General features: G+C 61.0%; 17 protein-coding genes. 5 read left to right on the forward strand and 12 right to left on the reverse strand.

Annotated elements, in window-relative coordinates; genetic code table 11:
* Positions 1-42: 42 nt before the first annotated feature.
* From AC07SU_RS04240 to AC07SU_RS04265, 6 genes are all read right to left on the reverse strand, one after another.
* Positions 43-1,011, reverse strand: a complete 969-nt coding sequence (locus tag AC07SU_RS04240) for a CDP-6-deoxy-delta-3,4-glucoseen reductase (protein ID WP_494996284.1) — start codon at positions 1,009-1,011, stop codon at positions 43-45.
* Entirely contained in the window at positions 1,011-2,477 is a 1,467-nt protein-coding gene (gene ubiD / locus AC07SU_RS04245) for a 4-hydroxy-3-polyprenylbenzoate decarboxylase (RefSeq protein WP_016973080.1), read from the reverse strand. Before ubiD ends, AC07SU_RS04240 begins: the two co-directional genes overlap by 1 nt.
* Before the next feature lie 59 nt (positions 2,478-2,536).
* Entirely contained in the window at positions 2,537-4,519 is a 1,983-nt protein-coding gene (locus AC07SU_RS04250; protein ID WP_494996285.1) for an acyltransferase family protein, read from the reverse strand.
* 155 nt (positions 4,520-4,674) lie between these two features.
* Complete coding sequence (rho, locus tag AC07SU_RS04255; RefSeq protein WP_016973082.1) at positions 4,675-5,934, reverse strand: transcription termination factor Rho; 1,260 nt, start codon at positions 5,932-5,934, stop codon at positions 4,675-4,677.
* A 234-nt stretch (positions 5,935-6,168) separates the two neighbouring features.
* The gene (gene trxA / locus AC07SU_RS04260; protein WP_429474742.1) at positions 6,169-6,498 is read right to left on the reverse strand and encodes a thioredoxin TrxA; all 330 of its coding nucleotides are present in this window, start codon (positions 6,496-6,498) and stop codon (positions 6,169-6,171) included.
* Between the two features lie 121 nt (positions 6,499-6,619).
* Complete coding sequence (locus tag AC07SU_RS04265; protein ID WP_494996286.1) at positions 6,620-7,315, reverse strand: FadR/GntR family transcriptional regulator; 696 nt, start codon at positions 7,313-7,315, stop codon at positions 6,620-6,622.
* Between the two features lie 254 nt (positions 7,316-7,569).
* Here AC07SU_RS04265 and AC07SU_RS04270 point away from each other — a divergent pair, with 254 nt between their 5' ends.
* From AC07SU_RS04270 to AC07SU_RS04285, 4 genes are read left to right on the forward strand one after another with little or no spacing between them, the layout of a single operon-like run.
* The gene (locus tag AC07SU_RS04270) at positions 7,570-8,355 is read left to right on the forward strand and encodes a transporter substrate-binding domain-containing protein (RefSeq protein ID WP_176996875.1); all 786 of its coding nucleotides are present in this window, start codon (positions 7,570-7,572) and stop codon (positions 8,353-8,355) included.
* A 17-nt stretch (positions 8,356-8,372) separates the two neighbouring features.
* Complete coding sequence (locus AC07SU_RS04275) at positions 8,373-9,041, forward strand: amino acid ABC transporter permease (RefSeq protein ID WP_176996876.1); 669 nt, start codon at positions 8,373-8,375, stop codon at positions 9,039-9,041.
* Positions 9,038-9,688, forward strand: a complete 651-nt coding sequence (locus AC07SU_RS04280; protein WP_494996287.1) for an amino acid ABC transporter permease — start codon at positions 9,038-9,040, stop codon at positions 9,686-9,688. Before AC07SU_RS04275 ends, AC07SU_RS04280 begins: the two co-directional genes overlap by 4 nt.
* The gene (locus AC07SU_RS04285; RefSeq protein ID WP_494996288.1) at positions 9,675-10,412 is read left to right on the forward strand and encodes an amino acid ABC transporter ATP-binding protein; all 738 of its coding nucleotides are present in this window, start codon (positions 9,675-9,677) and stop codon (positions 10,410-10,412) included. The genes AC07SU_RS04280 and AC07SU_RS04285 overlap by 14 nt, the downstream gene beginning before the upstream one ends.
* Here the strand turns inward: AC07SU_RS04285 and AC07SU_RS04290 are convergent.
* From AC07SU_RS04290 to AC07SU_RS04305, 4 genes are all read right to left on the reverse strand, one after another.
* A complete protein-coding gene (locus tag AC07SU_RS04290; RefSeq protein ID WP_176996879.1) occupies positions 10,384-10,908 on the reverse strand; it encodes a DUF1120 domain-containing protein in 525 nt (174 codons plus the stop codon). The two genes, AC07SU_RS04285 and AC07SU_RS04290, sit on opposite strands and share 29 nt — an antisense overlap.
* Positions 10,898-13,405 (reverse strand): fimbria/pilus outer membrane usher protein, encoded by a 2,508-nt coding sequence (locus tag AC07SU_RS04295; protein ID WP_494996289.1) that lies wholly within the window; start codon positions 13,403-13,405, stop codon positions 10,898-10,900. The genes AC07SU_RS04290 and AC07SU_RS04295 overlap by 11 nt, the downstream gene beginning before the upstream one ends.
* A gap of 7 nt (positions 13,406-13,412) precedes the next feature.
* Positions 13,413-14,081 (reverse strand): fimbria/pilus chaperone family protein, encoded by a 669-nt coding sequence (locus AC07SU_RS04300; RefSeq protein ID WP_494996320.1) that lies wholly within the window; start codon positions 14,079-14,081, stop codon positions 13,413-13,415.
* Between the two features lie 149 nt (positions 14,082-14,230).
* Positions 14,231-14,878, reverse strand: a complete 648-nt coding sequence (locus AC07SU_RS04305) for a DUF1120 domain-containing protein (protein WP_494996290.1) — start codon at positions 14,876-14,878, stop codon at positions 14,231-14,233.
* A 448-nt stretch (positions 14,879-15,326) separates the two neighbouring features.
* Between AC07SU_RS04305 and ppx the strand changes: the two genes are divergently transcribed.
* The gene (gene ppx, locus AC07SU_RS04310; protein ID WP_178919936.1) at positions 15,327-16,829 is read left to right on the forward strand and encodes an exopolyphosphatase; all 1,503 of its coding nucleotides are present in this window, start codon (positions 15,327-15,329) and stop codon (positions 16,827-16,829) included.
* A gap of 169 nt (positions 16,830-16,998) precedes the next feature.
* Here ppx and ppk1 read toward each other — a convergent pair whose 3' ends face one another.
* Entirely contained in the window at positions 16,999-19,221 is a 2,223-nt protein-coding gene (gene ppk1, locus AC07SU_RS04315) for a polyphosphate kinase 1 (RefSeq protein WP_176996883.1), read from the reverse strand.
* An 18-nt stretch (positions 19,222-19,239) separates the two neighbouring features.
* Positions 19,240-20,253: a porphobilinogen synthase gene (gene hemB, locus AC07SU_RS04320; RefSeq protein WP_494996291.1), complete on the reverse strand. Its 1,014-nt coding sequence runs from the start codon at positions 20,251-20,253 to the stop codon at positions 19,240-19,242.
* Positions 20,254-20,331: the final 78 nt, after the last annotated feature.

Genomic DNA, 20,331 nt, shown 5'->3' on the forward strand with positions numbered 1-20,331 from the left:
CCATCGCAGGCAAGCCAGCTCCCACATCAAATCCGCGTGAAGTCAGGGACGGGGGGCGTAGGCGAAGACGTCGGCACGCATCTGGTGTGCATCCATGCCGGCTTCTACCAGCGCGTCCAGCGTGCCGTAGATCATCGCCGGCGAACCGCTGGCGTAGACATGCACGGCCTTGAGGTCGCTGATGTCTTCGCACACCGCTTCATGCAACAACCCGCAACGCCCTTCCCAACCGCACAGGTCGCTGACGACTTTGTGCAGGAACAGATTGGGCAGTTGCTGCCACTGGTCCCAGTGTTCGATCTCATAGAAATCTTCTGGACGACGCACGCCCCAGTACAGGTGCACCGGGTGCTTGAAGCCGGAGGCGCGGCAATGCTCGATCAGGCTGTGCATCTGCGCCATGCCGGTGCCCGCAGCGATCAGTACCAGGGGCCCGTCCGGCAGCTCGGCCAGGTGAGTGTCGCCGAACGGCAGCTCTATGCGCGCCATCTGGTTGCGCTGCAGTTGCTCGAGCAGGCTGCGGGCGCTGTCCTCGCGGGCCAGCACATGCAGTTCCAGCTCGCGCCCGGCGTGGGGCGCGGACGCCAGGGAGAAGGCGGACTTCTCGCCATTGTCCCGCTCGATCATCAGGTACTGCCCGGCGTGATAGCGCACCGCCTTGCCGGCCGGCGCCCGCAGGCGCACGCGCCACACGTCGCCACCGACTTCCACGCATTCGCTCAATTGGCACGACAACTTGCGCAACGGCAACTCTCCCGGCGCCAGCACGCCATCCCACAACACAATGCAATCTTCCAGCGGCTCGGCGATGCAGGTGTAGAACTCGCCATGATCACGCACCTCACCAGCCTGCGCCACCCGGCCTTCCACCAACAGCGCCGCACACACGTGGCACACGCCATTGCGGCAGGCCTGGGGGCATTCATAGCCCAGGCGACGCGCGCCTTCGAGGATTCGCTCGCCAGGGACCAGCTCCAGCACAGCGCCGGAAGGTTGCAGGGTTACACGCATCAATCTATTCCCAATTCTTTCCAGATCGCATCGACACGGGCAGTCACGGCTTCATCCTTGACGATCACCCGGCCCCACTCGCGGGTGGTTTCACCTGGCCATTTGTGGGTTGCGTCCAGGCCCATCTTCGACCCAAGGCCCGACACCGGCGAAGCGAAGTCCAAGTAGTCGATCGGCGTGTTGTCGATCATCACCGTATCGCGCTTGGGGTCCATGCGCGTGGTGATGGCCCAGATCACGTCGTTCCAGTCGCGGGCGTTGATGTCGTCGTCGGTGACAATAACGAACTTGGTGTACATGAACTGTCGCAAAAACGACCACACACCCAGCATTACCCGCTTGGCGTGGCCCGGGTACGACTTCTTCATGGTCACGACGGCCATGCGGTACGAACAGCCCTCGGGCGGCAGGTAGAAGTCGGTGATTTCCGGGAATTGCTTTTGCAGGATCGGCACGAACACTTCGTTGAGCGCCACGCCGAGAATGGCCGGCTCATCCGGTGGACGGCCAGTGTAGGTGCTGTGGTAGATCGGTTTGATCCGATGGGTGATGCGCTCGACGGTGAACACCGGGAAGCTGTCGACTTCGTTGTAGTAGCCGGTGTGGTCGCCGTACGGGCCTTCGTCGGCCATTTCGCCCGGGTGAATCACGCCTTCAAGGATGATCTCGGCAGTGGCGGGCACTTGCAGGTCGTTGCCACGGCACTTCACCAGCTCGGTGCGGTTACCGCGCAGCAGGCCAGCGAAGGCGTACTCGGACAGGCTGTCCGGCACCGGGGTCACAGCGCCAAGGATGGTCGCCGGGTCGGCGCCCAGGGCCACGGAAACCGGGAACGGTTTGCCGGGGTGCTTTTCGCACCACTCGCGGAAGTCCAGCGCGCCACCACGGTGGCTGAGCCAGCGCATGATCACCTTGTTGCGGCCGATCACTTGCTGGCGGTAGATGCCGAGGTTCTGGCGGTCCTTGTTCGGGCCCTTGGTGACGGTCAGGCCCCAGGTGATCAGCGGGCCGACGTCGCCGGGCCAGCAGGTCTGCACCGGGAGCATGGCCAGGTCAACGTCGTCGCCTTCGATGACCACTTCCTGGCACACCGCGTCCTTGACCACCTTGGGCGCCATGGCAATGATCTTGCGGAAGATCGGCAGCTTCGACCAAGCGTCCTTCAAGCCCTTGGGGGGCTCGGGCTCCTTGAGGAAAGCCAGCAGCTTGCCGATCTCGCGCAGCTCGCTGACCGACTCGGCGCCCATGCCAAAGGCCACGCGCTCGGGGGTGCCGAACAGGTTGCCAAGCACCGGGATGTCAAAGCCGGTCGGGTTTTCGAACAGCAGCGCCGGGCCCTTGTTGCGCAGGGTACGGTCGCAAATCTCAGTCATTTCCAGTACCGGTGAAATCGGCATCTGGATACGTTTCAACTCTCCGCGCTGCTCAAGTTGCTGCACGAAATCCCGAAGATCCTTGAATTTCATTAACCATGCCACCCGTAAAATAGGCGTACATCCTACCTGCTCTGAGGGCGGCTGGCAGCTTAATTGGCCGTCAGCCCTCGTGATTGCAGCGAACGGAACAACGGTTCCAGGAAGGCCTCGACGTGCCGTGCGCCGACATCAGAGAGGTGATTGTCGTCGGTGTACAGCGCTCGGCCGTTGAGCTCGACCCGGCACAAGCCATCGGCGCCGCACAGCAAGGGCGCGGGGTCGAGCACCGTGATACCGCTGTCGGCCGCTGCCAACTCGGCAAACAGCTGGGAGATAAAAACCTGGCGCTTGAGGTGCTCGGCCACGGGCAGGCCTTCTCGGTCCACCGGCCGGTGCATCATGGCCAGACGACTGAGCCGGTAAGGCACGATGATTTCCTGCAGCGGCACCTCCTTGACCAGCCAGACCCTGTGGCCTGCGGCACGCAACCCTTTGATGCGCTCGCGCAGCCCCTGGGCGAAGCGCTGCTCGGCGATGGCGCGCACGTATTGACCGGTGGCGGGGTCCTTCAGCGCGTGCTCTTTGTCACCGGACATCTGCCCGTAGAGGTACAAGCTCCAGCGCGCCGCCAACACCACATCGCTGAAGGATTGCTCGGCCATCGCCTTTTCCACGCGATGATTGAAATGAGCGCAGCGGGCAATGTTCTCCAGGCCATCCAACGGCACACAACCGGCAAAACTGGCCTCGACCAAGCTGATGTCATGCCGCTTGGCCGCTATCTCAAGTGCTGGAATCAAGGCAGTGGCGTGACTGTCACCCCACACCAGCGCGGACACCGAGCTGCCTTTAGGACCAAAATGGCAAAACAGCCGTTCGTCGGGGGTGTCTTTGTCTGCCATGCACGCCATCAACTCAGGGCTCCACTTTTTTGCCTGGGCATAACGCAGGGCCTGCTCGGACAAACGCGACGGCACACCGTCGGCCTTGCGCAACGCCACACCGGTTAAGCCCAGGCACAGGATCCCGACACACGCCGCCGCCAGAATCGCCTTGCGCCCGGGCAGCAGGCGTTTCTCCCGAAACGGGGTTTCCACACATCGCCAGGACAGGTAGCCCAGCACCAGGCTCAGCAGCATCAGACCGCCCAGCTCCATCGGGCTCAGGCCATCAACCGCGGCATAGCTGGCATACACGAACACCGGCCAGTGCCACAGGTACCAGGAATAGGAAATCAGCCCCACGCCCACCATCACCCGTGAACTCAGCACGCGCCCGACCCAGGTGGGTTGCTGGCCGTTGGCCCAGATCAGGCCGACCACACCCAGCACCGGCAACAACGCGGCAGCGCCGGGAAACGGTGTGGCTGAATCGAAGGCGAATACGGCGATCAGTATCAGCGCCATCGACAACAGGCTGACCCCTTGGGCCAGGGCGGGCGACGCACGCCAGTCGCGCACGGGCATCACCGCCAGCATGGCGCCGGCCAGCAACTCCCAGGCGCGCAGGTGCAACAGGTAGAACGCCTTTTGCGGCGTATGGGCCACCGCCCACAGGCTCATGCCGAACGACACCAGCAAAATCCCGAACAACGCCAGGCGCCAATGCTTCAGGCGGCTGGCCAGTAAGGTCAGCAGCAGCGGGAAGATGATGTAGAACTGCTCTTCGACCGCCAGCGACCAGGTGTGCAACAGCGGCTTGATGTCGGAGGCAGCTTCGAAGTAGCCGTGCTGGCGGGAAAACAGCAGGTTGGAGGTGAAGATCACCTGGTAGTGCACTGACCGCCCAAGCTCCTCGTAATCCTTGGGCGCCAGCAGGAACCAGCCCACGGCCAGGGTGGCCGCCATCATCACAAACAGTGCCGGCAGGATGCGCCGGGCACGCCGCGCCCAGAAATCCACAAAACTGAAGCGCCCCGCCTGGCGCTCCCGCCAGATGATCGAGGTGATCAGGAAGCCTGAAATCACAAAAAACACGTCAACGCCGACGAAGCCGCCCGTGACACCGGGCACCCCAAAATGGAACAGCACCACAGCCAGAACCGCAACGGCGCGCAGGCCATCGATGTCTCTTCGGTAAGCAAGAGCAGTCATAAAACGTAGTCAGCCTGATACGAATGGAAGTGAGCGTAGCCTCACTCACCTTTTTTGTTTCTTTACTGACACTTATGCCGCACAAACCTCCCTTTTCTGACGCAAAAAAAATGGCGCCCCTTGGGACGCCATTTTTTCGGACCTGAAACGTCGTTTTACTTACGCTTCATCGACAGGAAGAACTCGTCGTTGGTCTTGGTGGTTTTCAGCTTGTCGACCAGGAACTCGATGGCGGCTACTTCGTCCATCGGGTGCAGCAGCTTGCGCAGGATCCACATGCGCTGCAGTTCGTCGTCGGCCGTCAGCAACTCTTCGCGGCGGGTGCCGGAACGGTTGATGTTGATCGCCGGGAACACGCGTTTCTCCGCGATACGACGGTCCAGGGGCAGTTCCATGTTGCCGGTACCCTTGAACTCTTCGTAGATCACTTCGTCCATCTTCGAGCCGGTTTCAACCAGTGCGGTGGCGATAATGGTCAGCGAGCCGCCTTCTTCGATGTTCCGCGCAGCGCCGAAGAAACGTTTCGGTTTCTCCAGGGCGTGGGCGTCGACACCACCGGTCAATACCTTGCCGGAGCTCGGGATCACGGTGTTGTAGGCACGGGCCAGACGGGTGATGGAGTCCAGCAGGATCACTACGTCCTTTTTGTGTTCGACCAGGCGCTTGGCCTTCTCGATCACCATTTCGGCAACCTGCACGTGGCGGGTTGGCGGCTCATCGAACGTGGAGGCAACCACTTCGCCGCGCACGGTGCGCTGCATTTCGGTCACTTCTTCCGGACGCTCATCGATCAGCAGCACGATCAGGTGAACTTCAGGATTGTTACGCGCGATGTTCGCTGCAATGTTCTGCAGCATGATGGTCTTGCCGGCTTTCGGCGGCGCGACGATCAGGCCACGCTGGCCCTTGCCGATCGGAGCGCACAGGTCGATCACACGACCGGTCAAGTCTTCGGTGGAACCGTTACCGGCTTCCATCTTCATGCGCACGGTCGGGAACAGCGGGGTCAGGTTCTCGAAGAGAATCTTGTTCTTCGCGTTCTCGGGACGATCAAAGTTGATCGTGTCGACCTTGAGCAGCGCGAAATAACGCTCGCCTTCCTTTGGAGGGCGGATCTTGCCAACGATGGTGTCACCGGTGCGCAAGTTGAAGCGACGGATCTGGCTCGGCGAGACGTAGATATCGTCTGGGCCGGCGAGATAGGAGGCGTCTGCAGAGCGGAGGAAGCCGAAGCCGTCCTGGAGAATCTCCAGCACGCCATCACCGGAGATTTCCTCACCGCTTTTCGCGTGCTTTTTCAGCAGGGAGAAAATCACGTCCTGCTTGCGCGAACGGGCCATATTTTCTATGCCCATTTCTTCGGCCAGCTGGAGCAGGTCGGTAATCGGCTTTTGCTTGAGTTCAGTCAGATTCATATAGGAATGACGTAATCATTTATGGAGGGGGGAAATTAAGCTTTTGGCTTAATGAGGCCGCGCCGCGGAGAAGGCGACAGGATCGCGTACTAATCGAAAAGGAGTGCGTCGGCGACGGCATGCAGGGGGCAGTGGAGAAACCAGTGCGGGGCCGAATGTAACACCTGAGTTTGGGAGCGTCTAGCCCTGTTTCACGAAAAAGCCCCGCTATTTGCGGGGCTTTTTTGACAACGCTTAGATGTTCGCGTCGAGGAAAGCTTGCAGCTGGGACTTCGACAGCGCGCCGACCTTAGTCGCCTGAACTTCGCCGTTCTTGAACAGCATCAACGTAGGAATACCACGCACGCCGTGCTTGGCGGGGGTTTCCTGGTTGTCGTCGATGTTCAGCTTGGCAATGGTCAGCTTGCCGTCGTAAGTGGTCGCAATGTCGTCCAGAACAGGCGCGATCATTTTGCAAGGGCCACACCATTCAGCCCAGTAGTCAACCAGCACCGGGCCCTGAGCCTTGAGTACTTCGGCCTCAAAGGTCGCGTCGGTGACGTGCTTGATAAGATCGTTGCTCATGGATGTCTCCGGATTGTAAGCAAAAAAAACGTGGCCCATCATAGCCGCCCTTCCCCCGTTCAGGAAGCCGCCTCTGATTGAGTCTTGCTATGGTGGTGCATGAGTTTGGGTATAGCTCAACTCACGGCGCCACGGGAGTCACGAAGGCGATGCCGGTGCGCAATGCCGCGTTGCGTACGTGTTCCTGCATGGCTTTCTGCGCGGCAGCACTGGCGCGCCGGGCCAGGGCACGCAAGATCTTGCGGTGCTCCTGCCAGGTCTCCATGGCCCGCTCCGGCCGGATGAACGGTAGTTTCTGGCTCTCCAGGAATACCTCGGCACTGGCACTCAGGATGCTCACCATCGCCTGGTTGCCGCTGGCCAGCAGAATGCGCTGGTGGAACTCGAAGTCCAGCCGCGCCGCCGCTTCAAAGTCACCCGCCTTGAGCACCATGCGCATCGCTTCGACATTGTCTTGCAGGCTATCAAGCTCATCGAGTGTCAACGTGACCGCCGCCAGCCCCGCCGCAAAGCCTTCGAGGGCATAGCGCAACTGAAAGATATCCAGCGGCGTGGCCTGCGCCGCAAAAGGCCAGGCAAACCCCGGCGACTCTTCCACCGCCTGCACGAACACCCCCTTGCCCGGTTGCACACTGACCACCCCCAAGGCACTCAGGGACGACAGCGCCTCGCGCAAAGACGCCCGGCTGACCCCCAACTGCACCGCCAGGTCGCGCTGGGACGGCAGGGCATCACCCGGCCCGAAGCCTTGCTCATTGATCAGTTTGCGGATGGCCTGCAGGGCCGCTTCCGGTACGGCTTGGGCGATGGAATTCATGGAAAACTCAAGATTGCAGTCAACGGTGCGGCTAGTTGTAAAGCTATTCGCAGCCCACGGCAAGCCACGCCCCAAAGGGGCTCGCGGGGTTTTGTCGACGCTCGAAAAGGGTGCGAAAAATCTGCGCACTGTTCAGACCAGTAAGACCACCGCACCTCAACAAACACCAGCGTTGCAAGCCAACTTGAAGGGGCTGGCATGGGCTGTGCACTGGACCAAGACAGATTTCCCTTCGCCCTTCCCGGAGAGTTGCCATGACCAAGCGCTACAGCGCCCTGCTCACAGCCCTGTTTGCCAGCCTGATGCTGAGCCAGGCCCCCGCCCAGGCCAACGGCCTGGACGATATCGTCGCCCGTGGCACCCTCAAAGTCGCCGTGCCCCAGGACTTCCCGCCGTTCGGTTCGGTCGGCCCGGACATGAAACCCCGTGGCCTGGACATCGACACCGCCAAGCTGCTGGCCGACCAACTCAAGGTCAAGCTGGAACTGACGCCCGTCAACAGCACCAACCGTATCCCGTTCCTCACCACCGGCAAGGTCGACCTGGTGATTTCCAGCCTGGGCAAGAACGCCGAGCGTGAAAAAGTCATCGACTTCTCCAGGGCCTATGCGCCGTTCTACCTGGCTGTGTTTGGCCCGCCTGACGCGCCTGTCAGCACCACCGACGACCTCAAGGGCAAAACCATCAGCGTGACACGCGGTGCGATCGAAGACATAGAGCTGACCGCCGTAGCGCCCAAGGAAGCCACCATCAAGCGCTTCGAAGACAACAACTCGACCATTGCCGCCTACCTGGCCGGCCAGGTCGACCTGATTGCCAGCGGTAACGTGGTGATGGTGGCGATCAGCGAACGCAACCCCAAACGCGTACCTGCGCTGAAGGTAAAACTCAAGGACTCGCCGGTGTACGTGGGCGTGAACAAGAACGAGCCGGCGCTGCTGGAAAAGGTCAACCAGATCCTGGTCGCCGCCAAGGCCGACGGCAGCCTGGAAAAGAACGCGATGCAATGGCTTAAAGAGCCGTTGCCCGCCGACCTTTGACGCAACGGAGCTGATTGATGGCGTATCAATTTGACTTTGTGCCGGTGCTGGCCAATACCGACCTGCTGTTGCGCGGCGCGCTGTTCACCCTGGAACTGACGGCCATCGGCGCGATCCTGGGGGTGGCCCTGGGCACCGTCGGCGCCGTGGTGCGGGCGTGGAAGATCCAGCCGTTCGCCTGGTTCTTCGGGGTGTATGTCGAGTTGATCCGCAACACGCCGTTCCTGGTACAGCTGTTCTTCATCTTTTTTGGCCTGCCGTCCCTGGGGCTGAAAATCACCGAGTGGCAAGCCGCTGTGTTGGCGATGGTGATCAACCTCGGCGCCTACTCCACCGAGATCATTCGCGCAGGCATCCAGGCCGTTCCACGTGGCCAACTGGAAGCGGCGGCAGCGTTGGCAATGACCCGTTTCGAGGCGTTCCGCCACGTGGTGCTGCTGCCGGCGCTGGGCAAGGTATGGCCGGCCCTGAGCAGCCAGATCATCATCGTGATGCTCGGTTCGGCGGTGTGTTCGCAGATCGCCACTGAAGAACTGAGCTTTGCCGCCAACTTTATCCAGTCGCGCAACTTCCGCGCCTTTGAAACCTATGCACTGACCACCCTGGTGTACCTGTGCATGGCGCTGATGATTCGCCAGTTGCTCAACTGGATCGGCCGCCGTTACGTGATGAGGAACAGCCGATGAGTGATTTCTCTTTCTGGGACATCGTGCGCAACCTCGCTACCGGCCTGCAATGGACCTTGCTGCTGTCGCTGGTGGCGTTTGTCGGCGGCGGGGTGATCGGCATGCTGGTGATGACGATGCGCATCAGCACCAAGGCCTTCCCGCGCAATGTGGCCCGTACCTATATCGAACTGTTCCAGGGCACGCCGTTGTTGATGCAGCTGTTCCTGGTGTTTTTCGGCATCGCGCTGCTCGGTGTGGATATCTCGCCCTGGCTGGCAGCTGCCATTGCGCTGACCTTGTTTACCAGCGCCTACCTCGCCGAAATCTGGCGGGGCTGCGTCGACTCCATCGCCCACGGGCAGTGGGAAGCCTCGGCCAGCCTGGCGCTTAACCCGCTGGAGCAACTGCGCTACGTGATCCTGCCCCAGGCCCTGCGAATTGCCGTGGCGCCCACCGTGGGTTTCTCGGTGCAGGTGATCAAAGGCACCGCAGTGACCTCGATCATCGGCTTTACCGAACTGACCAAGACCGGCGGCATGCTCGCCAACGCCACCTTCGAACCCTTCATGGTCTACGGACTGGTGGCCCTTGGTTACTTCTTGCTCTGCTACCCCTTGTCCCTCAGTGCGCGCTACCTGGAAAGGAGACTGCATGCCTCTGCTTAGAATTTCCGCCCTGCATAAGTATTACGGCGATCACCATGTGCTCAAGGGCATCGACCTGACCGTTGAAGAAGGCCAGGTGGTGGCGATCATCGGCCGCAGCGGCTCGGGTAAATCCACCTTGCTGCGTACCCTCAACGGCCTGGAATCGATCAACGACGGCGTGATCGAAGTCGACGGCGAATACCTCGACGCCGCCCGCGCCGACCTGCGCACCCTGCGGCAGAAAGTCGGCATGGTGTTCCAGCAGTTCAACCTGTTCCCGCACCTGACGGTGGGCGAAAACGTCATGCTCGCGCCACAAGTGGTGCAGAAGGTGCCCAAGGCCAAGGCGGCCCAGTTGGCCAAGCAGATGCTGGCGCGCGTCGGGCTGGGCGAGAAGTTCGACGCCTTTCCTGATCGCCTGTCCGGTGGCCAACAGCAACGCGTGGCGATCGCCCGCGCCCTGGCCATGTCACCCAAGGTGCTGCTGTGCGATGAAATCACCTCCGCCCTCGACCCGGAACTGGTCAACGAAGTGCTCAGCGTGGTGCGTCAACTGGCCAAGGACGGCATGACCTTGATCATGGTGACCCACGAAATGCGCTTTGCCCGCGAAGTCGGCGACAAGCTGGTGTTCATGCACCAGGGCAAGGTGCATGAAGTGGGGGACCCCAAGGTGTTGTTCGCCCACCCGCAAACGCCCGAGTTCGCCAACTTCATCGGCTCGGTGGAACAGGCAGACTGACCAGCTCGAAACTGCCCTGCCCCTCCAGCACCGTGTAGCTGCGTACGCGCAGGGCGTCGGCAGGCAGGTCGGTATCGATCTCAACCTGGGCCGTCAATCGACGACCAACCCAGGGCGCCGACAGTATCCGGCCCGGCAGTAGCTGGCCGCCGGACTGCTCCCCCATCATTGCCCACTCCACCGCACGTCCATCCAATTGGGCATGCTTGAGGCTTATTCGAAAGCGCCCCTCGCGCCCAAAGCGAAAACTCTCCCCATCGGCCGCTGTACCGTTGAAACGCAACGCCATTGTCGAGGGCTCCACGCACAGAATGTTCAGATGCACCGTGCGCGTGCCCATCGCCACCGAAGCACGTTCAACCAGGCGCTCACTGCGGATAGCACCATAATCGACACGAGGCTGGCTGATGGACAATCGACAGTCATTTGCCCGTGCACTCAAGGCAATTACCGCCCCACACAAGAGCAGGCCCAAATGCATTGCTTTAACGGCCATGGCACACCGCCGACGTGGTTTCATACAGTTTGTCATTGTTGAGTTCTGCTTCGGGGGCCAGGCGCAGTTGGCAGGAGGATGAGTCAGACAGTGAAACCCGCAGGCTCTGCGGCTCTCTGACGTCACTCAGGAAAATCATGCCATCACCCACCACGCTGGTCAGGAAGCGGTTATCCGCGCCGAACACCGACGCGCCCTGGGGCAGTGGCCGACCTTGCTCATCGCTGGCCTTGAGCAACACGCGACGCACCTTCACCACCTCGAAGTCCACGGTATTGAACGACCCTCGGCCGGCGGCAATCACCTGAGTGCCATTCTTCAAATCGACCCGCTTGGGCAGGGATCGGGTTTGCACTTCGATACGGCTGTTGGTGTAGGCCGGCAGGCCGGCGATGACCGCCTTCCCACGTGGGTCGGTCCAGACCGGGCCTTGAGGGGTGTCGATTCTTGCCGAGCCGATGTCGCCCACCGAGACGATGCCGAATGTGTCCTGGACCGTGTAGGGCGAGAAGGTCACTCCACGCTCGTGCGCCACGACACCGCCGCGCAACTGCCCCGAATAACTGGTGCTCTGCGAGTCACGGCTGGCGCCCAGGCCGACCTGGGTATAACGCGGTATCAGGTTGAGTTGGCCACGCACCGATTGCTCCCGGGCCTTGAAGTCCCGCTCGCTTCCCACTTCGTAACTCACCGCGTCGTTGACCCGCTCACTGAGCGCCGTCCCGGCGTTCAACTGCTGGCCCCGACGACTGGCATAACTGCTGTCGCGACGATCACCGCCCAATGGCACACTGACCTGCAGCCGCAAGGAAAGCCCCTCATCCAGCGCTGTCTCCCGCCTGCGGTTTCCCGGTGTGGCGTCGTGCCTCGCCCCTCGACCGCCAACCTGTGAATCGGCAATCAACGCGACGTCCGTGCCACTGAACGATTTGTTCCATGATGCAAAAACATGCTCCACCGACCGCCCATCAAATTGGGCGCTGCGCGTATAGCCCAGGGAGAACCCACCCATCACAGGGTCAACCCAACTGAGGCCCGCCGTGTATTGGTTCTTGAAACGGGAATTGAGATCGCCCGCCCTGAGCGTTCGACCGGTTTCAACTACTTCGCGATAGCCAGGGGTCTGATGGGTGGCACTCAGGTTAAGGTCAAGGTCGGCGTACACCGGGCTGCTTACCGACAGGGTACTGCGGGCCCCGGAGACTGATTGGCGGTTGTCCCGGGATACGTTCTGACGTGCGGCCACATTTACCCGCTGAAAAAAAACGCTGCCCAGGGTACCGCCCGCCGCCCAGTAATCTTCGGCACTCAACAGGCCCAGGCCCAAGCTTGAATCACGCCCCAGGCCCCAGGTGCCACTGCCCATCGCAAACATTGGGGTATGACTGTCACCGTCCGAAAGCCCCCGCACCTTGCCCACCGAAAAGTAATAGCCGGGTGCAGCAGGCGCTACGCCCCTGAACGACGCCGCCGACACCACAAAACTACGCTTTGCGCCTCGTACATCGATCACGGTGACGTCCAGGTCGCTGGTGCCATTGAGCAACCGCAGTCCGGTCAGCCGAAAAGGCCCTTCAGGCACCAGCGTGCTGTGAATCAGCACCCCGGACTGGCGGACTTCAATACGCGACTGGCTCTGGGCAAGGCCCTCGACCACTACGTTATTTGCGCCTGCCCGGGTGCGGGACAGTCCATCGGGGGATAACTGGAAACCCGAGAACTGCGTACCACCGAATACCGGGTTATTACTCGACAACTGCCCCACCTGGAAGGTTGATTGCAGCGCAGCCAGATCCCGCTGGGCATAGGCATAAAGGTGTTCGGTACGCGACTCACCGTTGTCGGAAACATAAAATTGGCGGCTTCGCACAATCCAGTCCCCCAGGTTGAAACCGGCCTCCGTGTAGGCCGACACAAACCGGCTGGGTTCGCCCCGTGTACGGCTGTCAAAACCCAGCACGTCGTAATTGAACACGGCGGCCGTGCCCCCCGACGAAAAGCGCCCAGCCTCCCATTCGGGCTCGCGCAACGATTGGGTCGGCACGACTAATACCACCTCGTCATTGCCCGGACGCAACCGCACCATGGTCGTAGGGAACGCGCCAAGAAAATCATGGCAAGCCTGATCCGCTGTCGCCCCTTCATGGGCAACCTCGGCGGGCGTCACCAAACCGGCCTTTTCCAGGAACCCCGGGGTAAAACACAATTGGCCGCGCTGATCGAACCGCGCATCGACCAACCCCAGTGGGTTGCCATTGACCCGCAGCCCCACCACTTGGACACCCTCACGAAAACGTGCGGCACTGCGAAAGTAATCAGAGACCTTAGGATCAATACCATGGGTAGTCAGTGCCGCGAGGTCGAACCCTTCGCCCAGCTCCAAGGCAGACACCAAGCCAGGCAGCCCACACAGCGTCGCCAGCCCCACGAACAATGAGGGGCGACCAAGCCAGAGCGTGGCGAAACCGTTGCTGGCTCGCGTTGTTAGGTTGGACATGGCCCCCTCAACCCTCGCTGGTGTTGATAGGAGCCTGATAGCTGTCGGCTGCAAACCCATAGACCGTAGCCGGCTGGATCTCAACGGTCGTCCCCTCAAGCCGGCCTTCCAGCCGTGCCGTCAGGGTTTCCCCCGGCAAGATGTAAGTGCGCGGCAACGTGGCCAGCCCATTGTGTGGCAGCAACTTCACATCAGGTGCCAGCCGTACGACGTATGCACTGCTGTTGTGAACAACCAGGCGTTCGCCATCACGGGCCCACCTCAGCAGCTCCCAAGGGGTGGCGTGTCGGGGCAGGCCCTCTGGGTGCAGGATCAGCGGCAAGTTCTGTCGCAGGGTGATACCAATGGTCGCAGCGCCCGCAGCCCGAGCCTGAGGAATGCCTTCAAAGGACACACGCTTCAAACGCTGGGTCTTCAAGGGCTCCTTGAGTGTGCTGATGAAGCGCACCAATTGCGTCTCGCCCGCCTCTACACGGGTGATAGGCGGGGTGACGACAAGCAAGGGCTCCTGGTCTTCCGGGAGATTCTCCACCACTGAATGAAGCAGTGCAGGGCCATCATCCGTGTTCTTCACATTAAGGGTGGCCTCCCCCTCCTCCTCATAAAGAACAATCAACGTGGTTTCAGGCCGCATGCCGTCCGCTACAGCAATGCCCGGCAAACAGCCGTTAACCATTGCACTTAAAGCAAAAGCCTTACTTATTATGGAAAGACCGCGCACTTAGTTTCCCCGGAGCTGGCCACGCCAACTTCTAATAATCAAACACCCACACAAAAACAGCCGACAAGAAACAAATGGATTCTTTATCGGCTGTTGCCAACTATTTAGAGGTAGCTCAATACCAGTGTGGCGCGCCCATCAATGGAAACGTCGCGGCTCAGGTCCAGATCCTGCGCTTTGTTGATAACAGCCTTCACGGCGATGGTGCCAGTCAACTGGGCAATCGATGCCGGTGTTGCTGCGGTGCCGCTGCGCCACGAGTACTGAGCAGGCGCTTGGGCAACTTTGCCATCGCTGTTCTGCCAGGCTCCCGTGCCGGTGCGCATGATTGGGTTGAGCACCAGGCCCGGAGCCCTCAGGTCCTTGAGCGTGATCGAGTAGCCTCCGGTTCGCCGGGCGCCTGTGGAGCCAAGGCCGTAGTTCTGCGCTTCGCTAAAGCCCGTACCCAGGATACCGGGCACCTTGCTGCCGGCCTGCAGATCGGTGAAGGTCAGGCCAAACATCGCAGGCGTGGCCCCACAGCTGACCACCAGGGAAGTGCTGCGCTCCTCACGCGGGTTGAACGCCGTCTGGGACAACTCACCAGAGCGTATGACGCCATAATCGATGACTCCGCTGCCGGCGAGGCTGAGGTTGCAGGACGCCGGGGTAATCGTCCCTCTTACCACCAATTGCGCACTGGTGGTGGCCTGTGCACTGACTGCCACAGACAAGCACGCCATGCTGATTGCAAATCCAACTATTTTTTTCATATTCGACCTGTCACTGAAGTTTTTCCGGTGTATTTATTTTTGCTCTGCCAATACAAATTCATAAATAAATAACACCACGGCAAAATTGCCGAGTGACAGTCTGTCGCTTTGGCACTTCACTTAAGAATAAGATGGAACCTTGTTTATTGTGGGAACGATTAAAACAATAGGTCGCCCGTGCCTGATCAAACAGTAGTCCCAAACATATCAATGGTGTTGCCAGCAGCTTTTAACTTGTAGGCCAAATCGAAATCTTAAGAACAACCACTGAAAGTTAAAGACTCCTACAGAGTCGTCGAACATCTCGACTCAAGCCTGGAATAGCAGCCTACATTTCCTACATTTACTTCCCACAAGCCCCCTCAGAGAAATTCCCGGCGCACTACGCGTTGGCGTCAGCGGTCGATCGTGGCACGATGGCAAGGTTATCGACCGAGACCCCCAAACCATGCCGCAATCCCAAGCCAAGAATCTGTCCCTGATCGCCGCCATCGACCTGGGCTCCAACAGCTTTCACATGGTCGTGGCCAAGGCCCAGAACGGCGAAATCCGCATCCTTGAGCGGCTCGGCGAGAAAGTGCAGCTGGCTGCCGGCATCGACGACGAGCGCCAGCTCAACGAAGAGTCCATGCAACGCGGCCTCGATTGCCTCAAGCGTTTTGCCCAACTGATCAACGGCATGCCCCTGGGCGCCGTACGCATCGTCGGCACCAACGCCCTGCGTGAAGCGCGCAACCGCGGCGAATTCATCCGCCGCGCGGAAGAGATCCTGGGGCACCCGGTAGAGGTCATCTCCGGCCGTGAGGAGGCCCGCCTGATCTACCTCGGCGTATCCCACACCTTGGCTGATACCCCTGGCAAACGCCTGGTCGCCGACATCGGTGGCGGCAGTACTGAATTCATCATTGGCCAGCGGTTTGAACCGTTGTTGCGCGAAAGCCTGCAGATGGGCTGCGTCAGCTACACCCAACGCTATTTCAAGGACGGCAAGATCACGCCGGCGCGCTACGCCCAGGCCTACACGGCCGCCCGCCTGGAGATCATGAGCATCGAGCATGCCCTGCACCGCCTGACCTGGGATGAAGCCATCGGCTCGTCTGGCACCATCCGCGCCATCGGCCTGGCCCTCAAGGCCGGCGGCCATGGCACCGGCGAGGTCAACGCCGAAGGCCTGGCATGGCTCAAGCGCAAGCTGTTCAAGCTGGGGGATGCCGAGAAGATCGACTTCGATGGCATCAAGCCCGACCGCCGTACCATTTTCCCAGCCGGCCTGGCGATTCTCGAAGCCATCTTCGACGCCCTCGAACTGCAACGCATGGACCACTGTGACGGTGCCCTGCGCGAAGGCGTGCTCTATGACCTGCTGGGTCGCCATCACCACGAAGACGTGCGTGAGCGCACCCTCACGTCGCTGATGGAGCGTTATCACGTCGACCTGGAACAGGCCGCCCGCGTAGAGCGCAAGGCCCTGCACGCCTTCGACCAGGTGGCCGAGGACTGGGACCTCGAAGACGGTGTCTGGCGCGAGCTGCTGGGCTGGGCCGCCAAGGTGCATGAAGTGGGCCTGGACATCGCCCACTACCATTACCACAAGCACGGTGCCTACCTGATCGAGCATTCCGACCTCGCCGGCTTCTCCCGCGAAGACCAACAGATGCTCGCCCTGCTGGTACGCGGCCATCGTCGCAACATTCCCCGGGACAAGTTCGCCGAGTTCGGCGACGAAGGCATCAAGCTGATTCGCCTGTGCGTGCTGCTGCGCTTTGCGATCCTGTTCCACCACATCCGTGGCACCCAGGAAATGCCCCAGGTGACCCTGCGCGCCGACGGCGACAGCCTGGACGTGGTATTCCCCAAAGGCTGGCTGGATGAAAACCAACTGACCCAGGCGGACTTCGCCCAGGAAGCCGAGTGGCTGACGCGGGTGGGTTTCAGCCTGAACCTGCGCTAACCCAAACGACGCCCCCCCCTGTAGGAGCCGGCTTGCCGGCGATGGCAGCCTCAAGCCCAGCGACGACTGCACTGACGTCATCGCCGGCAAGCCGGCTCCTACAGGGGTAAAGCGCCAGCATAAAAAACGGCCCTCGATGGGGCCGTTTTTTATGCTGCTGGGTAACGCCTCAATTCACCGACAAAATCGGGCTACCCAACTTCTCCAGCAACGTCGCCTGCGCACTGCGCGGGTTCTGGTTGCCGGTTGGCGTGTTGCGCACGTAACGGCCGTCCGACTGCAGGCTCCAGCTGTGGGTGTTGTCGGTGAGGTAGCTTTCCAGCTCCTTCTTGACCCGCATAATCAGCTTCTTGCCTTCCACCGGGAAGCAGGTCTCTACCCGCTTATCGAGGTTGCGCTCCATCCAGTCAGCGCTGGAGAGGAACATCTGCTCTTCGCCGCCGTTGAGGAAGTAGAACACCCGCGTGTGCTCCAGGAAGCGCCCGATGATCGAGCGCACATGGATGTTGTGCGACACGCCGACAATGCCCGGGCGCAGGCAGCACATGCCACGCACTACCAAATCGATGCGCACACCGGACTGGCTTGCCTTGTACAACGCGCGGATGATCTTCGGATCGGTCAGCGAGTTGAACTTGGCGATGATGTGCGCCGGTTTGCCGTCGAGGGCGAACTGGGTCTCGCGGGCAATCATGTCGAGCATGCCCTTCTTGAGGGTGAACGGCGCGTGCAGCAGCTTCTTCATGCGCAAGGTCTTGCCCATGCCAATCAGTTGGCTGAACAACTTGCCGACGTCTTCGCACAAGGCGTCGTCGGAAGTCAGCAAGCTGTAGTCGGTGTAGAGCTTGGCGTTGCCGGCGTGGTAGTTGCCGGTGCCCAAGTGGGCGTAACGCACGATCTCGCCAGCTTCGCGACGCAGAATCAGCATCATCTTGGCGTGGGTCTTGAAGCCGACCACGCCGTAGATCACCACCGCACCCGCCGCTTGCAGGCGGCTGGCCAGTTGCAGGTTGGATTCTTCGTCGAACCGCGCTCGCAGCTCGATCACCGCGGTAACTTCCTTGCCGTTACGCGCGGCGTCGACCAGGGCGTCGACGATTTCCGAGTTGGCGCCGGAACGGTACAGGGTCTGGCGTACGGCCAACACGTGCGGGTCCTTGGCAGCCTGGCGCAGCAAGTCGACCACCGGGGTGAAGGACTCGAATGGGTGCAGCAGCAGGATGTCCTGCTTGCTCACCACGCTGAAGATGTTCTCGCTGTTTTGCAGCAGTTTCGGGATCTGCGGGGTGAACGGGGTGTATTGCAGCTCCGGGTGACTGTCCAGGCCGGTGATGCTGAACAGGCGCGTCAGGTTCACCGGGCCATTGACCTGGTACAGCTCGGTCTCGCCCAGGTTGAACTGCTTGAGCAGGTAGTCCGAGAGGTGTTTCGGGCAGGTGTCCGCCACTTCCAGGCGCACCGCATCGCCGTAACGGCGCGAGAACAGCTCGCCGCGCAGGGCACGGGCCAAGTCTTCGACGTCTTCGGAGTCCAGCGCCAGGTCGGCGTTACGGGTCAGGCGGAACTGGTAGCAGCCCTTGACCTTCATGCCCTGGAACAGGTCATCGGCGTGCGCATGGATCATCGACGACAGGAATACATAGTTGTCGCCAGGGCCACCCACTTCCTCGGGTACTTTAATGATCCGTGGCAGCAAGCGTGGCGCCGGGATGATCGCCAGGCCGGAATCGCGACCGAACGCGTCGATACCTTCCAGCTCGACGATGAAGTTGAGGCTCTTGTTCACCAGCAGCGGGAACGGGTGCGTCGGGTCAAGGCCGATCGGGGTGATGATCGGCGCGATCTCGTCGCGGAAGTAGCGGCGCACCCAGGTCTTGATCTTGGTGGTCCAGTGGCGGCGACGGATGAAGCGGACCTGATGTTTTTCCAGTTCCGGCAGCAGGATGTCGTTGAGGATCGCGTACTGGCGGTCGACATGGCCGTGCACCAGCTCGCTGATGCGCGCCAGCGCCTGGTGGGGTTGCAGGCCGTCTGCGCCGGCCTGTTCACGGGCAAAGGTGATCTGCTTCTTGAGGCCGGCCACGCGGATCTCGAAGAACTCGTCCAGGTTGCTGGAGAAGATCAGCAGGAACTTGAGCCGTTCCAGCAACGGATAGGACTCATCCAGCGCCTGTTCCAGCACGCGGATGTTGAATTGCAGTTGTGACAGCTCGCGGTGGATGTACAGGCTGCTGTCATCCAGGTTGGTGACGGCCGCCACCGGGGCCGGCACAGGCGGCTCGGCCACCACGGCGGGCGGTGCGGGCTCCAGCTCCGGCGGGGTCTCGGTGACTTGTTCAACCACCGGGTGAGCGTCTTTTACAGCAACTTCGGAGAGTCCTTCGGTATTCATCGAGTGTTCCTGTGAGGGCTATTGTTGCTCTCTAAGCAATTGGGCAGCGCGGGCGGCGAAGTAGGTCAGAATGCCATCAGCGCCAGCACGTTTAAAGGCAGTCAGGGATTCGAGGATCACCCCTTCACTCAACCAACCATTCTGGATCGCGGCCATGTGCATGGCGTATTCACCGCTGACCTGATAGACAAAGGTCGGCACTTTGAATTCCTCTTTGACCCGGTAAAGGATGTCCAGGTAGGGCATCCCGGGCTTGACCATCACCATGTCGGCGCCTTCGGCGAGGTCGGCCGCCACTTCGTGCAGGGCTTCCTGACTGTTGGCCGGGTCCATCTGGTACGAGGCCTTGTTGGCCTTGCCCAGGTTCAGCGCCGAGCCCACCGCATCGCGGAACGGACCGTAATAGGCACTGGCGTACTTGGCCGAATAGGCCATGATCCGCACGTTGACGTGGCCAGCCAGCTCCAGGGCTTCACGAATCGCCTGGATGCGGCCGTCCATCATGTCCGACGGTGCAACCACCTGGGCGCCTGCAGCGGCATGAGACAAGGCTTGCTTGACCAGCGCATCGACGGTGATGTCGTTCTGAACATAGCCGTCTTCGTCGAGAATGCCATCCTGACCGTGGGTGGTGAACGGGTCCAGCGCCACGTCGGTGATCACCCCCAGCTCCGGGAAACGCTCGCGCAGGGCGCGGGTGGCGCGCTGGGCGATACCCTCAGGGTTCCAGGCTTCAGCGGCATCGAGGGATTTGAGTTCAGAAGGCGTCACCGGGAACAGCGCCAGCGCTGGAATCCCCAGTTCGACCCAACCCGCCGCTTCGATCAGCAATTGATCAATGGTCAAGCGCTCCACACCCGGCATCGAGGCCACCGCTTCGCGCCGGTTTTCACCGTCGAGCACAAATACCGGCAGGATCAGATCATTCGTCGTCAGTACGTTTTCACGGACCAGGCGGCGAGAAAAATCATCACGACGATTGCGGCGCAGACGGGTGGCGGGGAACAGGCGATTGGCAGGGGTAAAGCTCACGACAGACTCCTGAGCCCGCGTTTACGGGCGAGCGTTGCAGTTATAAGCGGCCATTATGACGAAGGAATGACAGTTGTG

This window comes from Pseudomonas sp. GW821-FHT05H12 (assembly GCF_059419385.1).

Excerpts from the sequence above, each read along its gene's own strand:
- AC07SU_RS04240 (WP_494996284.1), bottom strand. The coding sequence starts at position 1,011 with ATGCGTGTAACCCTGCAACCTTCCGGCGCTGTGCTGGAGCTGGTCCCT.
- ubiD (WP_016973080.1), bottom strand. The coding sequence starts at position 2,477 with ATGAAATTCAAGGATCTTCGGGATTTCGTGCAGCAACTTGAGCAGCGC.
- AC07SU_RS04250 (WP_494996285.1), bottom strand. The coding sequence starts at position 4,519 with ATGACTGCTCTTGCTTACCGAAGAGACATCGATGGCCTGCGCGCCGTT.
- rho (WP_016973082.1), bottom strand. The coding sequence starts at position 5,934 with ATGAATCTGACTGAACTCAAGCAAAAGCCGATTACCGACCTGCTCCAG.
- trxA (WP_429474742.1), bottom strand. The coding sequence starts at position 6,498 with ATGAGCAACGATCTTATCAAGCACGTCACCGACGCGACCTTTGAGGCC.
- AC07SU_RS04265 (WP_494996286.1), bottom strand. The coding sequence starts at position 7,315 with ATGAATTCCATCGCCCAAGCCGTACCGGAAGCGGCCCTGCAGGCCATC.
- AC07SU_RS04270 (WP_176996875.1), top strand. The coding sequence starts at position 7,570 with ATGACCAAGCGCTACAGCGCCCTGCTCACAGCCCTGTTTGCCAGCCTG.
- AC07SU_RS04275 (WP_176996876.1), top strand. The coding sequence starts at position 8,373 with ATGGCGTATCAATTTGACTTTGTGCCGGTGCTGGCCAATACCGACCTG.
- AC07SU_RS04280 (WP_494996287.1), top strand. The coding sequence starts at position 9,038 with ATGAGTGATTTCTCTTTCTGGGACATCGTGCGCAACCTCGCTACCGGC.
- AC07SU_RS04285 (WP_494996288.1), top strand. The coding sequence starts at position 9,675 with ATGCCTCTGCTTAGAATTTCCGCCCTGCATAAGTATTACGGCGATCAC.
- AC07SU_RS04290 (WP_176996879.1), bottom strand. The coding sequence starts at position 10,908 with ATGGCCGTTAAAGCAATGCATTTGGGCCTGCTCTTGTGTGGGGCGGTA.
- AC07SU_RS04295 (WP_494996289.1), bottom strand. The coding sequence starts at position 13,405 with ATGTCCAACCTAACAACGCGAGCCAGCAACGGTTTCGCCACGCTCTGG.
- AC07SU_RS04300 (WP_494996320.1), bottom strand. The coding sequence starts at position 14,081 with ATGGTTAACGGCTGTTTGCCGGGCATTGCTGTAGCGGACGGCATGCGG.
- AC07SU_RS04305 (WP_494996290.1), bottom strand. The coding sequence starts at position 14,878 with ATGAAAAAAATAGTTGGATTTGCAATCAGCATGGCGTGCTTGTCTGTG.
- ppx (WP_178919936.1), top strand. The coding sequence starts at position 15,327 with ATGCCGCAATCCCAAGCCAAGAATCTGTCCCTGATCGCCGCCATCGAC.
- ppk1 (WP_176996883.1), bottom strand. The coding sequence starts at position 19,221 with ATGAATACCGAAGGACTCTCCGAAGTTGCTGTAAAAGACGCTCACCCG.